The organism is Gordonia sp. NPDC003504 (assembly GCF_053587995.1).
This window is the reverse complement of the sequence record NZ_JBSFPC010000008.1, coordinates 121126-134894: the sequence shown is the minus strand read 5'-3', so window position 1 is coordinate 134894 and position 13769 is coordinate 121126. Positions and strand designations below refer to the sequence as shown.

Annotated in this window: 13 protein-coding genes and 1 pseudogene; 10 read left to right on the top strand and 4 right to left on the bottom strand. The window is 66.1% G+C overall.

Annotated features, from left to right (window positions below):
* Positions 1–22 precede the first annotated feature (22 nt).
* Positions 23–916, bottom strand: coding sequence for a MurR/RpiR family transcriptional regulator (locus tag ACWDPV_RS15970; RefSeq protein WP_449743787.1), 894 nt, complete (start codon positions 914–916; stop codon positions 23–25).
* 165 nt (positions 917–1081) lie between these two features.
* Between ACWDPV_RS15970 and ACWDPV_RS15965 the strand changes: the two genes are divergently transcribed.
* The 7 genes from ACWDPV_RS15965 (at position 1082) to ACWDPV_RS15935 (ending at position 7201) form a co-directional block, all read left to right on the top strand.
* Entirely contained in the window at positions 1082–2428 is a 1347-nt protein-coding gene (locus ACWDPV_RS15965; RefSeq protein ID WP_449743786.1) for an aromatic ring-hydroxylating oxygenase subunit alpha, read from the top strand.
* Positions 2428–3027, top strand: a complete 600-nt coding sequence (locus ACWDPV_RS15960) for an aromatic-ring-hydroxylating dioxygenase subunit beta (RefSeq protein WP_449743785.1) — start codon at positions 2428–2430, stop codon at positions 3025–3027. The genes ACWDPV_RS15965 and ACWDPV_RS15960 overlap by 1 nt, the downstream gene beginning before the upstream one ends.
* A 1-nt stretch (position 3028) precedes the next feature.
* Complete coding sequence (locus ACWDPV_RS15955) at positions 3029–3361, top strand: hypothetical protein (protein WP_449743784.1); 333 nt, start codon at positions 3029–3031, stop codon at positions 3359–3361.
* On the top strand, positions 3358–4053 hold the full coding sequence (locus ACWDPV_RS15950) for a type 1 glutamine amidotransferase (RefSeq protein ID WP_449743783.1): 696 nt from the start codon (positions 3358–3360) through the stop codon (positions 4051–4053). Before ACWDPV_RS15955 ends, ACWDPV_RS15950 begins: the two co-directional genes overlap by 4 nt.
* 71 nt (positions 4054–4124) lie before the next feature.
* Positions 4125–5615 carry a glutamine synthetase family protein gene (locus tag ACWDPV_RS15945; RefSeq protein WP_449743782.1) on the top strand — a complete coding sequence of 497 codons (1491 nt, stop codon included), beginning with the start codon at positions 4125–4127 and terminating at the stop codon, positions 5613–5615.
* Between the two features lie 33 nt (positions 5616–5648).
* Entirely contained in the window at positions 5649–5969 is a 321-nt protein-coding gene (locus ACWDPV_RS15940; RefSeq protein ID WP_449743781.1) for a 2Fe-2S iron-sulfur cluster-binding protein, read from the top strand.
* On the top strand, positions 5966–7201 hold the full coding sequence (locus ACWDPV_RS15935; protein WP_449743780.1) for an NAD(P)/FAD-dependent oxidoreductase: 1236 nt from the start codon (positions 5966–5968) through the stop codon (positions 7199–7201). Before ACWDPV_RS15940 ends, ACWDPV_RS15935 begins: the two co-directional genes overlap by 4 nt.
* Positions 7202–7339: 138 nt before the next feature.
* On the opposite strand, the gene ACWDPV_RS15930 is transcribed toward ACWDPV_RS15935, so the two are convergent.
* Positions 7340–8077, bottom strand: coding sequence for a GntR family transcriptional regulator (locus ACWDPV_RS15930; RefSeq protein ID WP_449743779.1), 738 nt, complete (start codon positions 8075–8077; stop codon positions 7340–7342).
* A pseudogene (locus ACWDPV_RS15925) lies at positions 8034–8466 on the bottom strand (acyl-CoA dehydrogenase family protein); the annotation flags it as partial. The pseudogene ACWDPV_RS15925 and the gene ACWDPV_RS15930, both read right to left, overlap by 44 nt.
* 105 nt (positions 8467–8571) lie before the next feature.
* Here ACWDPV_RS15925 and ACWDPV_RS15920 point away from each other — a divergent pair.
* Complete coding sequence (locus tag ACWDPV_RS15920) at positions 8572–9576, top strand: hypothetical protein (protein ID WP_449743778.1); 1005 nt, start codon at positions 8572–8574, stop codon at positions 9574–9576.
* A gap of 13 nt (positions 9577–9589) precedes the next feature.
* On the opposite strand, the gene ACWDPV_RS15915 is transcribed toward ACWDPV_RS15920, so the two are convergent.
* Positions 9590–10813, bottom strand: a complete 1224-nt coding sequence (locus ACWDPV_RS15915; protein WP_449743777.1) for a TetR/AcrR family transcriptional regulator — start codon at positions 10811–10813, stop codon at positions 9590–9592.
* 187 nt (positions 10814–11000) lie between these two features.
* Here ACWDPV_RS15915 and ACWDPV_RS15910 point away from each other — a divergent pair, with 187 nt between their 5' ends.
* Both ACWDPV_RS15910 and fadD5 read left to right on the top strand, forming a co-directional pair.
* On the top strand, positions 11001–11810 hold the full coding sequence (locus ACWDPV_RS15910; RefSeq protein ID WP_449743885.1) for an enoyl-CoA hydratase-related protein: 810 nt from the start codon (positions 11001–11003) through the stop codon (positions 11808–11810).
* A gap of 96 nt (positions 11811–11906) precedes the next feature.
* Positions 11907–13511 (top strand): fatty-acid--CoA ligase FadD5, encoded by a 1605-nt coding sequence (gene fadD5 / locus ACWDPV_RS15905; protein WP_449743776.1) that lies wholly within the window; start codon positions 11907–11909, stop codon positions 13509–13511.
* Positions 13512–13769: the final 258 nt, after the last annotated feature.

The following is a 13769-nucleotide window of genomic DNA, read 5'->3' as shown; positions in this document are numbered from 1 at the left end:
CACAGCGCGGCAGATCCTGGAATCACCTGCGACGCCTTCGGTTTGGAGGCTGTTCCAACGCCAGTGCCATCTCCTCGAACTCCGCGAGGCGGTCTCTGGCCGGCTCCCCGAGTTCGGTGATGAGCATGGCGACGAGGAGTTCGACGAGCATGAAGCCGTGGGCCATCGAGTCAAAGGGACCCGGTCCTGCGTGGCTCACGGTGAGCACCGACGTTGCCCGCGACGCCAGAGGCGAGAGGTAGACGTCCGTCACGAGCACCAGGGACGCGCCTCGGTCGGCAGCGGATTCGCCCCACTCGATGGTGGTCTGCTGATAGCGCCGGTGGTCGAACACCACCGCGACAGTGTTCTCGTCGACGTCGATCAGCGACGCCAGATGGTCTGCCGAGGTCGGCATGACCATGCGCACTGCGGGTCGGAGCATGCGCAGGTACTGGTGCAGTTGGGTGGCGAGCACCGTGGTGAACCGGCCGCCGACGATCATGATCGTCCGATCGGTATCGGCCAGTGCGCGCACCGCGTCGTCGAGGTCGTCCGATGCCAGGTTCTCGATGGTGGACCGCAGACCCTCGGAGTAGATCCGCGCGGCCGTCGACAGGTCGGACTCCTCGGACTCTGTGGTCGCCTCGCCGGTCGGGTATACCGCGACGGGGGAGAACAGTCGGGTCTGCACCTCGTCGCGCAGCGCTTCCTGAAATGCCCCGTAGCCGGCGAATCCGAGCTTGCTCACCAGCCGAAGGGCGGTAGGGGCACTGACGTCGGCATCGGCCGCGAGTTGCGCGATGGGCACAAGCCCGGCAGTGGGGTAGGCGTCCGTGAGAGCGGCGACGACGCGCAGTTCTCCCGGGGCAAGACTGTGGCGGACTTGTCGTATGCGTTGTGCGACAGTCCCCTCGATGCGGTCGGCGTCGGTCATGAGCGCCAAGTCTACGGCGAGGGTGCAACCCGGTCCCGCCGATGCGCGTTCCATATTCTTCATCTCTCAGATCTGCCGTAACAAACGTTTAACGCGTTACGCCGTGACACTGCGACGTAATGAAAGTAACGTCAAACGTACGCTCCCAGCCCGAAGGATTCCGCGATGACCCTGCACGACAATCCCGTTCGCACCGCGCTGCGCGGCGGCCCGAGTGATGCCTCGGACCTACACGACACGTGGGGCGATCTCATCGAGACCGACCGCGTCCACCGCACGCTCTACACCGAACCCGCAGTCTTCGATGAGGAGATGGTCAAGGTGTTCGGTGGCGAGTCCTGGGTGTACCTCGCACACGAATCGCAACTGCCCGAGCAGAATTCGTTCCTTTCGGTGCGGATGGGGTTGCGGCCGGTCATCGTCACACGCGACCGTCAGGGTGAGCTGCACGCGATCTTCAACCGCTGCGCACACCGTGCGGCGACGATCTGCCGGGAAGAAGCCGGCACAGCCAAGAGTTTTCAGTGCCCCTATCACGGATGGACCTTCCGCAACACGGGCGAACTCGTCGGTGCGCCGTGGCCGCAGGGGTACGGACCCGACTTCGACAAGACGAGATTCGGGCTCGGCGTCGTGACCCGGGTGGAGAGCTACCGCGGATTCATCTTCGGCACCATGAACGCCGACGCGCCATCGGTCGAGGACTGGCTCGGGCACGCCACACCGTGGCTGGACTATTGGATCGACCGTGCTCCGACCGGAGAGGTGATCGTCGGAGCGGGTGCCCACCGGATGGGATTCCGCGGCAACTGGAAATTGGCCTTCGACAATGCGGGCGACGGCTACCACCCGTCGTTCTCGCACCGCTCGCTCCTGGAGATGGCCTCACGCATGGGTGAGACCAAAGATATGTCGTACTTCGGCAAGACCCCCGACGACGGACCCATGAAGGTGTACGCACTCGGCAACGGGCACAGCGTGATCGATCAGCGCCCGGCGCATTCGGGTGGTCCGGGCACGTTCTGGAAGAACCAGCGGCCGCAGCCGGGGCGTGAACGTTTCGAGGAGGATGTTCGAGCCGCGTACGGCGATGACGCCGACCGGCTGCTCGACCTCACCATCGGAGCCCAGATCAACCTCAGCATCTTTCCCAATCTGTTGATCATCGGCAATCAGATCCAGGTGATCGAGCCGCTGTCTGTCGACCGCACCCAGCTGACCTGGAATGCCACCACGATCGCCGGGGTGCCGGATGCGATCAACACCATGCGCATGCGCAGTCAGGAAGACTTCCCGGCGTTCGGCGAGCCCGACGACCAAGCGAATTTCGAAGAGGCCCAACGTGGCCTGGCCGTCCCCGAGGCGGAATGGATCTACATGAACCGCGGACTCGACGTCACCGATTGGCAATCGATCGGCGAGGACGGGGTGATCGTCACCGCGGTCACCGACGAACTGCACATGCGCGGCTACTACGAGGAATGGCAGCGCCGGATGCGAGGACAGATCTGATGACCATCGAACAACTACCCGATGCCTACGCCGACACCTCGTCGTTCTCCTATCACGTCGACGCGAACTGGTATGACGAACTTGACCGATTCCGTGGCATCTTCGACGATGACTGGCCGGTCGCTGACCTGGCGGACTCGCATGCCGCGACGTCATTCCTCTCGCGCGAGGCGCGCCTCATCGACGAGGGTCGCTTCAACGATTGGCTCGACCTGTTTGCCGGCGACTGCCTGTACTGGGTGCCCGTCACCGCAGGCGGCGGCGATCCGCGGCGTGAGGTATCGCACGCCTTCGACGATCACCGCCGACTCACCGACCGCGTCTACTGGTTGCGCACCGGCCTTGCCTACAGCCAGCTTCCGCCGTCCCGCACCCGACGGATCATCTCCAATGTCGAGACCATCGACGACGCCGGCGGGCAACGACTGATCCGGTCGAATTTCGTGATCCACGAATACCGTGCGGGCGTTGCGAAGAGCTACGTCGGTTGGTATGGACATGTGTTGCGACGCAACGGAGATGACTGGCAGGTCCGGCTGAAGTCGGCACACCTGATCGATTCCGAGCAGTACCACGAGAATCTGACCCTGGTGTTCTGACATGATTGAATTCAGCGCCTCCGACCTCCAGGAGGTCGGAAATGCGACCACCACCGTGGAAGGCCTCGCCGCCGAGGTCGACACGCTCCGCCGTGAGGTCACCTTGCTGCGCGCGCATCTGAGGCGCGTGGACAAAGACCTCAAGGCCACCGGTCCGCTCGTCGAAGTCGTTCGGGGACTAACGATCTGGGACTACACCCCCTACCGGGTGAATCCCGGATCGGACTGGGTCGCGATCGACCGCACCCAGGCCGAGGAGTTGCTCGCCACGCTGGCAGCGATCGATCACTGGACACCGTGGCGGACCCGACTGGAGCCGAGACCGCAACCATGACCGTTTCCCCTGCCGCCAGAAGTCTTTCGGTGATCGCCCACGTCGACGATCCGTCGATCGGTGTGCTGTCGGACAGCGCCGCCGCAGCCGGCTGGACCATCGACATCGTCCGGCCGTTTCGCGGGGAGGTGCCGCCCGCGGTCGACGAACTCACCGCCTTGGTCGTGCTCGGCGGCCCGCAGAGCGCCTATGACACCCGCGCTCATCCGTTCCTTGCGGGCGAGATCGACTATCTGGCAAAAGTTCACGAGCACGGCGTCCCGCTCCTGGCCCTGTGTCTTGGCTCGCATCTGCTGGCCGACGCGCTGGGTGGACGGAGTGAACCGGGCGCGTCGGGACTGGAATGCGGTTTCATCGATGTGACTGCGACGACCGGCACGCTGCCGGTGGCGGGCCGATACTTCTCCTTCCATTCCGACACCGCCGTCGCGCCGGGAGGCGCGGCGTTGCTCGCCACCTCCGGCCGCTACGTGCAGGCGTGGCGGCTGGATCGCTCCGTCGCCATTCAATTCCATCCGGAACTCGACGCGGAAGGCGTCGATGCCCTCCTTGCACTCGAAGGTCCCAAACTCGCTGACTTCGGCATCGACGCCGAGGCCATCCGGGGTTCGGTGGGTGCCGAGCTCACGCCGCCGCTACCCGGGCGGCGTCTGCTCGACGCCTGGTTCGCCGAATTCGTCAATCGCACATAACAATCCATCCGAACATCCCTACACCAGCCAAAGCCGACCGTCCGGTCCGGCGACCGCAAGAGGAGACAGCCATGTCCACCGCCAAGTTCGTCGAACGGTACAACCTGTACCGGCCCGAGGATCATCGCGCTGCCGAGCGCGCCATCGAGACCATCAACCGCGAGGGCATCGAACTCGTTCGCGTTGTCTGGCCCGACCAACACGGACTTCTGCGTGGTAAGGCGCTCACGGTGCCGGCCTTCCTCGCCGCGCTCGAATCCGGCAACGAGATCACCATGGCGCCCTTCTTCTTCGACACCGCCAACGCGATCGTGTTCAACCCGTTCTCCCCGGACGGTGGATTCACCATCGAGGGGCTCGGCGGCAGCCCCAACGTCAAGATGGTTCCCGACCCGTCGACCTTTGTGGTCCTGCCCTGGGCCCCCAAGACCGCGCTGGTCTTCTGTGACCTGTACATGACGGACGGCACACCGTTCCCGCTGGCGCCGCGCACCATCCTCAAGCAGGCCCTCGCGGCGATGGCCGACAGCGGTTGTCAGCTCATCGCAGGTGTCGAAATGGAGTGGTACCTCACCCGTCTGGTCAACGACGGCCTCGGCACGGCGTCACTGGGTGCGCCCGGCTCGCCGGCAGACCCGCCGACCGTCGCACCGGTGTCCCGGGGTTACAACTATCTGCTCGTCGACCATCTCGACGAGGTCGACGACATCCTGCGCCCGATTCGAAGCGCATTGACGCAGATGGGTCTCCCGTTGCGATCCTTCGACGACGAGTGGGCACCGAGCCAGATGGAGACCACCTTCGATATCCTCGACGGCCTGGCGGCTGCCGATTCGGCGGCACTGTTCCGGACGGCCACCAAGCAGATCGCCAAGCGCAACGGCTATCTCGCCTCCTTCATGTGCACCCCGGCCATCGAGGGCTTCTATGCGAATGGCTGGCACCTGCACACCTCCATCGCCGACGTCAACAGTGGTAAGAACCTGATGACCCCCACCGACGGCGCGGCGCTGTCGGATGTCGGATTGCACTACATCGGCGGCACCCTGGCGCACGGCGCGGCGGCGTCGGTGTTCACCACGCCCACCATCAACGGCTACCGTCGTCGTCGTCCCTATTCGCTGGCTCCCGACCGCCTGACCTGGGGTCGCGACAATCGCGCGGCCATGATGCGTGTCATCAGTGCTCCGAACGATCCGGCCTCGCACGTGGAGAACCGGGTGGGCGATTCGGCCGCCAACCCGTATCTCTACATCGCGGCACAGGCCGCCGCCGGTCTCGACGGCATCCTCAACAGGACCGACCCGGGTGCACCGAGCGACGACCCGTACAGTGCCGACGTTGTCCAGCTGCCCGCCACCTTGAGTGCGGCGATCGATGAGCTGGCGTCGGATGCCTTCTACCGCAAGACCTTCGGTGACGGATTCATCGACTATCTCGTCACGATGAAGCGCAGTGAGGTGACCCGATACGAGGCCTGGCTCGCGGAGAATCCGGACGAGTCGACCTACGTCAACGGTGTGACCGACTGGGAGCATCGCGAGTACTTCGAGCTCTTCTGAGTTTCTGCCCGGGCACGCCTGAGAGGAGATCTGATGCCCACCATCACGTTTATCAGTCCCGACGGAACCTCACACGATGTGGAGGCGAAACTCGGTGCGTCGGCGATGGAGGCCGCGGTCAAATTCGGCGTGCCCGGCATCGTCGGCGAATGCGGTGGCGGCCTGTCGTGTGCCACCTGCCACGTGTTCGTCGACGCCGTCCAGCTCGAACGTACCGGTCCCGCTGAGGATTTCGAGGAAGAGATGCTCGAAGACGCCGCCACGCCGGCCACCGGTTGCAGCCGGCTGTCCTGCCAGATCCGCATGACCGACGAACTCGACGGACTCGTCCTGACGATCGCGCCCGAGCAATGACCGAGCGCATCCTGATCGTCGGTGGTGGCGAGGCAGGTCTGAGTGTGGCGGTTACACTGCGGCAGTTGGGTTTTGCCGGCGAGGTGGTCATCGTCGGGGACGAGGCGCGGCCGCCCTATCAGCGGCCGCCGCTGTCGAAGGAATTTCTGAAGACCGACGCCGATCCGGCCGGCCTCGAATTGCGCTCGCCGGAGTTCTTCGCCGAGCAGCGCATCGACCTGGTGGCCGGACGACGCGTCTGTCGGATCGCTCTCGAGGAGGCCGGAGGTGTTGCCGTTCTGGACGACGGCAGCGACATCGTCTTCAGTGGACTCGCGCTGACGACCGGCTCGGTGCCGCGACAGCTCCCGGTACCCGGCAGTGATCTGGGGGGGGTGTACAACCTGCGCACGCTCGACGACGCCCAGGCGTTGCGGGTCGGCCTGGGGACCGCGCGCGATGTGGTCGTGGTCGGGGGTGGTTTCATCGGCCTGGAGGTGGCCGCGACCGCTCGGGCGGGAGGCGCCGACGTCACCGTGGTGGAGGCGGCAGATCGCATCATGGCGAGGGTGGTCGCCGGGCCGGTGTCCACCTTCGTCGCCGATCATCACCGCGCGCAGGGCATCACCGTCCTCCTGGAAACCGGGGTGAGCGAGGTGCGCGGCGACGCCGGCCGGGTCCGCGAGGTGGTGCTGGCGGACGGCCGGGTTCTGCCCGCCGATCTCGTGGTGGTCGGGGTCGGTGCGATCCCGACCATCGGAATCGCGCAGGACCTGAGGTTGACGTGCGACGGTGGCATCGTTGTTGATGCGTGGGCGCGCACCAGCCACCCGGGCGTCGTGGCGGCCGGGGACTGCGCGGTGGGACCGCACCCGTACGACGCCGACCGGGTGCTGGGGGTGGAGTCGGTGAACAATGCGGTGGTTCAAGGCAAGGCCGCGGCGCGCAGCCTCCTCGGCCTACCCCCGGAACCGGCGGGCGTGCCGTGGTTCTGGTCGAATCAGGGTGAGCTGAAGATACAGATCGCCGGGATCTCCGACGGGTATGACCAGCTTGTGGTTCGTCGTGCCGAGGATCGCATGACCGTGCTCTACTACCGAGACGGTGCCCTGATCGCCGCGGACACGGTGAACAACCCGCGTGAGCACATGGCGGCCAAACGCGCACTCGGGAACGGGCACACCATCGACCCGATCGGGGCGGCGAGCCCCGACGTGGCGCTGAAGGGTCTGGTGATCCCGATCCCGGTCTGATCGCCATCGTGTCCTCGGTCGCGGCGAATGCGGGCCCTGGTGGGAAGGAGTTCTTCAGAGCAGGAGTTCTTCAGAGCACCGAGCTTTCCGAATCGCCGAGTTCTCCCATACCCGCCCACATCCGCGGCTGAAGCGTAATCAGTTCCAGATGCCGGTCTGCTCAAGGTGTTTGACGAGACGCGCCGCACCGTCGATGAACTGACGGCGGGTCTGGGTGATGATCTCGTCGTGGTCGCCCGATCGGTAGGCAGTCAGAAGTCGGTCGTGGCTGTCGACGGCGACCTCACCCCATTCGTGATCGGAGGCGTAAAGCTGGGTCGGGGTGTACCGCGTCGCCGACAACAGGAACCAGGCGAGTTTCTTGCCGGCCGCGATCAGGTTGTGGGTGCGGTGGAACTCGAACTCGGCGTCGGTGACCGCTGCGGTGTCGCCGGCGTCGACGGCCTCGCGGAGAGTGCGGTTGCACCACTCGAGTTCGGCGAGTTGTTCCTCGGTGATCACCTCGGCGGTGCGTAGGGCGAGTTTGACGGCGATCTCGCCCTGCAGCCAGAACAGGTCGTCGACGTCGATGCGGCCGAGATCGGACACCCGGTAGCCTCGGTGCGGTTCGAGGCTGACCATCCCTTCGCCGCGGAGGGTGAGCAGTGCCTCGCGGACCGGGGTGACGCTGACGCCGAGCCGTTCGGCGGTCTCGTCCAGACGGATGAACTCGCCGGGTCGGAAGTCGGCGGTCATGATCAGATGACGGAGATGGGCCGCCACCTCTTCGGACAACTGTGGTCGGCGCCGCAGGCGGGACCGGTCGGTCCTGCCTGCGGCTGCCTTCGGACGCTCAGGGTCCGAAGGTCTTGCCGATGATGTCGCGCTGGAGTTCATTGGTGTCACCGTAGACCGTCGAGATGATTGCGCCACGCACGAGGTGTTCCGCGGCGAACTCTGTTGCGTAGCCGTAACCGCCCATCATCTGCGCGGCTTCGATGGTCATACGCTACGTCTCGGTGACCTTCAAACTCGGCCATCGGCGCCTCGCGGGGCAGCGGGCGATCAGCAGGATCGATGTGGCGAAGTGGGCGTTGGTACACCAGCTCTTCTGGCCGTTGATGATCCAGCCGCCGTCGACCGTCTCGGCGCCGCACGTCAGGTTGGCGTGTCCGAGTCGGGGTTCCGACACCGAGATCGACAGAGAATCCCCGTCGCGCCCGCGCTGAGCACTCCTTCTTGAGCTGCTCGTCGGCGAACTTCTGATGGGCGGTCGCGGTGATCAGGGGGGTGTGGGACACCGCGTCACGCCGGATCTCCCATCGCATCACATACATGTGATATCACTAGTGGTGATCGGCGCCACAGCCGCAGTCGCTACATTGGTGGCCATGCCCAAGTCCGCGCCTGCGCCCCGACGGCCGAGCCCCGCCGGTGACCCTGACGCACTGAATGACGCGATCGCCCCCGATGCCATCGACCCAGCCGCCATTGACCCAGCCGCCATCGACCCAGCCGCCATTGACCCAGCCGCCATCGACCCCGACGCGCAGCCGTCGGAAACAGAGTCCCGCGACACCGAAGGGCGAGCGTCGGCCACCGATACCGCCGACGACGATGTGACCCCGCTGGACGGTCAGAGTTTCCTTGACGCCAATCGGCGCAACCGGGAACAGATCCGTGCCGACGCCGAGCGCAAGGCCGACAAGCGACGAGGACGCACCGTCGACCTGAAGAATACTGACGCGACGGACGAGACCGGCGGCGACGCGTCCGCCGAGGCGTCGTCCCAGGTCACCGATCCTGATCGGATTCCCCGCAAGATGGACGGCTCGTTGTCATCCGGCCCGCGGCGTCGCCGACGGAAGCTGCAGGTCGCGGGCAGCCGGCGGCTGTTCGCGCTGGTGGCAGCTCTGGTTGCGGTGGTGATCGCGTTGGCCGTGGCCACGGGTGTCCTGGCCTATCAACTCGCCGACGCGAAACAGGCGGCCGCCGCGGGACCGTCGAACGCCGACCGCGTCGCCGTCATCGACGCGGCCAAGCGGTACGCGGCGTCGCTGAGTACCTACGACGCTGCCGATTACAACGATCTCGATCGCCGGATCCGGGAGGTGTCGACGCCCGCATTCGCCAAGAATTTCATCGCGTCGTCACAGGATGCCCGTGCCGGCAATGCCAACGCCAAGGCCGCGTCGACGGGCACCGTCGACCATGCCGGGATCGAGTCGATGAGCGATACGCATGCGGTGGTGCTGGTCTCGATCGATCAGAAGGTGACCTCACCCGAGGTGGCCAGTCAGGTGCCCGACGGGATCACCTATCAGTCACGGGCATTGGTCACCCTCACCCGTGAGGACGGTCGTTGGCTGCTCGACGGCTTCGAGGTCGACAACTAGCATCGCCACCAGTTCAGTTCTTCCCCAACAGGATTCGTACTCCGACCGCGGTGATCCGGTCGGCATCGGGCGCGGCGTTGTCGCGCACCAGGTCGGCGATGGCGGCCAGTTCCGCATGCACCAGGAAACGGGCGGCGGTGGCCGAGATGTCCGGACGCTCGCGGGTCACCCACGTCGCCCATTCCTCGACATTGAGGCGCTGGTGATGGCGCAGCGTGGTGCGGGTCGCGGTGCCGAGATGACCCACCTCCGTCTCGTATACGGCGATGAGTTGTGGATTGTTGCAACACAAATCGACGTATCGGCGCACCAGTTCGGTGATCGCCTCGCGGGGGGTGCGCGAGGCGGCGAGGGCGTCGGCGATGATGGCGGCCGTCCGGTCCTGTGCCCGTAGGAACGTTGCCTCGAGGATCGCGACCTTGCTCGGGAAGTAGCGATACACACCGGACGCGCCGACACCGGACGCCTGGCCGATGTCCTCGATGGTCACATCGTGAAAACCGTTCGCCGCGAACAGGTTGATCGATTGGGAGAGGATCGTCTCGCGGCGGGCGCTCGGCGCGAGGCCGGTCGGTTGACCGGCGCTCTTCGCCGGGCGGGGCAGATCCAGATCGACCAGACTCATCGCCGCGTCGCGCAGGAGCGACGCAACCTCGCGGGCCGGCAGCGACGCGCGGTGGGTGGCGGGGCTCGCCACCACACTGGTCATCGCCGCGGTCAACAGGTCGGCATCGTGGCGGTCGAGGTCGGCGCGCACGCCGACGAGGGCGCAGCGCAGGCGGCGGTGCTGGTTGATGACCACGCTGCGGACGTACTCGCGGTCCGCGCCGAGGAGATATCGCGACTCCCAGCGGTAGAGGCCACCGGTTCGGCGATTGTCGACGGCGGTCGCCGCGATGGCGGCGAGCAACCGTGCCAGTTCGGTCGGCGGATCGTCGGTGTTCACGTCGATGCCGTCAATCGCATCGGCCAGACGCTGCGCCAACGTCGACGTCGCCTCGGCGAACAGGGCGTACTTGTTCGGGAAGTGTCGATAGAGTGCGGGCGCCGAGACGCCCGCGGCCTCGGCGATGTCGTCGAGGCGTACCGCGTGATAGCCCCCCTCGCTGAATCGGCGCGCGGCGACCTCGATCAGGTGACGTCGACGATCGGCGGGTCGGCGTACCCGCTCCCGGCGCTGCGCCGACTCGGCCCGGCGCGGGTCGTCGGGGGAGTCAACAGAGCTGCGGACGGTCACACGGGTCAGCGTAGCCGGAGACCCGCTTCACCATCGTAATGACGGGCAAAGTTGCAAAAACTGCAGGCAAACGGGCCCTAGCAATCATATATGTTAACCAATATTCTCGTGATTCAGATCTCACCATGGTGTACGGTGAGCGCTGTGTGACCCGTGTTGACGCGGGTTGGGAAACGACGTCAGGGGAGTGGTGGGCGACAACATCAACGATGGTGAGGCGACCGGTGTCGTGGTCACGCTGGACGACGACGGCGTCGGCAGACTGACGATCTCGCGCCCCGAGCGGATGAATGCACTCGACACCGCGGCGAGCACCACGATCATCGACACGTTGCACCGCTGGGCCACCGACGACGCGGTGCGCGTCGTCGTGCTCGACGGTGCCGGCGGCAGTTTCTCCACCGGTGCCGACGTGACGTCGATGGCCGAGGGCGGGGCGATCGACGGATTCAGCAAGGCTCAGGCGCGCGGCATCATCTCCAACGGTTCTGACCTGGCCCGCGCCGTGCGAGCGGTTCCGGTGCCGGTGGTGGCCGCGGTGGACGGTGCGGCCGCCGGTATCGGTGCCTCGTTGGCGCTCTCGGCCGACCTGATCTATGCCACCGCGCGCTCGTATTTCCTGCTCGCCTTCATCAACATCGGACTCATGCCCGATGGCGGGGCGTCGATGCTGGTATCCGCCGCGGTGGGGCGGGCACGGGCCAATGCCATGGCCTTGCTCGGCGAAAAGCTGCGTGCGCCTGCGGCATTCGACGCGGGACTGATCACCGATGTGGTGGCCGACCGGGACGTGCTGGACGAGACCGTCGGCGCCGTGGTCGCCAAACTCGCTGCCGCCTCGCCGACCGCCCTGCGGCTGACCAAGGCGGCGCTCGACGCACATACGATGGCCGGATTCGAAGCGGCACTCGCCCGCGAACTGGACGGCCAGGCCACCTTGCTCCAATCTCCCGAATTCTCCGCGGCGCTCGCGGCATTCGCCGCCGCGCGTCACTGACTCCCGGTTGGACGCCCACGGCGTCTGACCCCGACACGCCCCGTTCGATCGACAACCGAGCCCCGTTGCTCGCCAAGCATGAAGGAGCCATCGCCGATGACTGCCACCCTCGACAACGACCAGGACCTGACCACCGAGCCGCTGCGGTCACGTCGCAATCACTGGAACAACCAGGTCAAGCGCCATGCCGCGATGAACCCGGACGGGGCCGCGCTGAAGTTCCTCGGCCAGGTCACCACCTGGAAGCAACTCGACGAGCGCTCCCGTTCCTTCGCGGCGGCGTTGAGCCGCCGCGGCGTCGGCTTCGGCGACCGCATCCTGCTGGTGCTGCTCAACCGCACCGAGTACGTCGAGGCCGTGATGGGCGCCAACCTCATCGGGGCCATCCCGGTGCCGGTCAACGTGCGGATGAGCCCGGCCGAGATCTCCTTCCTCGTCAGTGACAGCGGCGCGAAGGTCATCGTCACCGAGTCGCTGCTCGCGCCGCTGGCCGACGCCGTCGGTGCCGCGACCGGGGCCATCGAGCAGATCATCGTCGTCGGCGACACCGCCAACGACGCGCATCTGTCGTTCGAGGCGCTGGCGAACGAGGATTCCGCCGATCTCCCGGAGATCGACGTCCCCGAAGAGACCATCGCGCTCATCATGTACACCTCCGGCACCACCGGAAAGCCCAAGGGCGCCATGCTGACCCACCAGAACCTGCAGGCGCAGGCGGTGACCTGTCTGCAGGCGCTGCACACCCGGACCGACGACATCGGCTCGTGTGTGGCACCGATGTTCCACATCGCCGGTCTCGGTGCGATGGCACCGCTGATCTACATGGGTGCGCTGTCGGTCATCCACCCGCTCGGTGCGTTCGACCCCAACGACATGCTCGACACCTTGGAGAAGGAGGGCACCACCTCCATCTTCCTGGTGCCCGCGCAGTGGCAGGCCGTCTGCGCCGCGCAGCAGGCACGTCCGCGTGACCTCAAGCTGCGCGTGATCAGCTGGGGTGCCGCACCCGCGTCGGACTCGGTCCTGAACGCGATGAACGAGACCTTCCCCGAGGCGCTCAACGTCGCGGTGTTCGGTCAGACCGAGATGTCGCCGATCACCTGCGTGCTCGAGGGTCGTGACGCGTTGCGCAAGCTGGGATCGATCGGCAAGGTGGTCCCGGCGGTGACCGCGCGCGTCGTCGATCCGGAGATGAACGACGTCGCCCCCGGCGAGGTCGGCGAGATCGTCTACCGCGGACCCAACATGATGAAGGGCTACTGGCAGAACCCGCAGGGCACCGCCGACGCGTTCCACGGTGGCTGGTTCCACTCCGGCGACCTGGTCCGTCAGGACGAGGAGGGCTTCCTCTACGTCGTCGACCGCGCCAAGGACATGATCATCTCCGGCGGCGAGAACATCTACTGCGCCGAGGTCGAGAACGCGCTGTTCGGCCACGACAAGATCGCCGAGGCCGCGATCATCGGTCGGGCACACGAGAAGTGGGGCGAGGTCCCGGTGGCCGTCGTGGTGCTCGCCGAAGGCGTCGACGACCTCACGCTGACCGATCTCGAGCCGTACCTGAACGAGAACCTGGCCCGGTTCAAGCATCCCAAGGACCTGGTCATCGTCGACGAGCTGCCCCGCAACGCCGGTGGCAAGGTCATCAAGCCGACCCTGCGGTCGAGCTACGGCAGCAAGGACGCCGGACTCTCCGACTGATCCGGATCGACATCGGCGACGACAGCCGCGGCACCGCGTTCCCTCCTGGTCGGGAGGGGTGTGCCGCGGCTGTCGGCGTCGGTGGACGCGGTGCGCACGGAGAAAAACTGCAACACGTTACACACCAAAACTGAAACACGTTACAATTCTGACCGGAGGCGTGACACGGGTCACGCTGCCTGGTTCTGCTGGTGAGGAATCCGCCCCGGTCGCGTCTGACGTGGCCGGCAGTGGCGTTCCGGGCCGGTCACGAGTGGA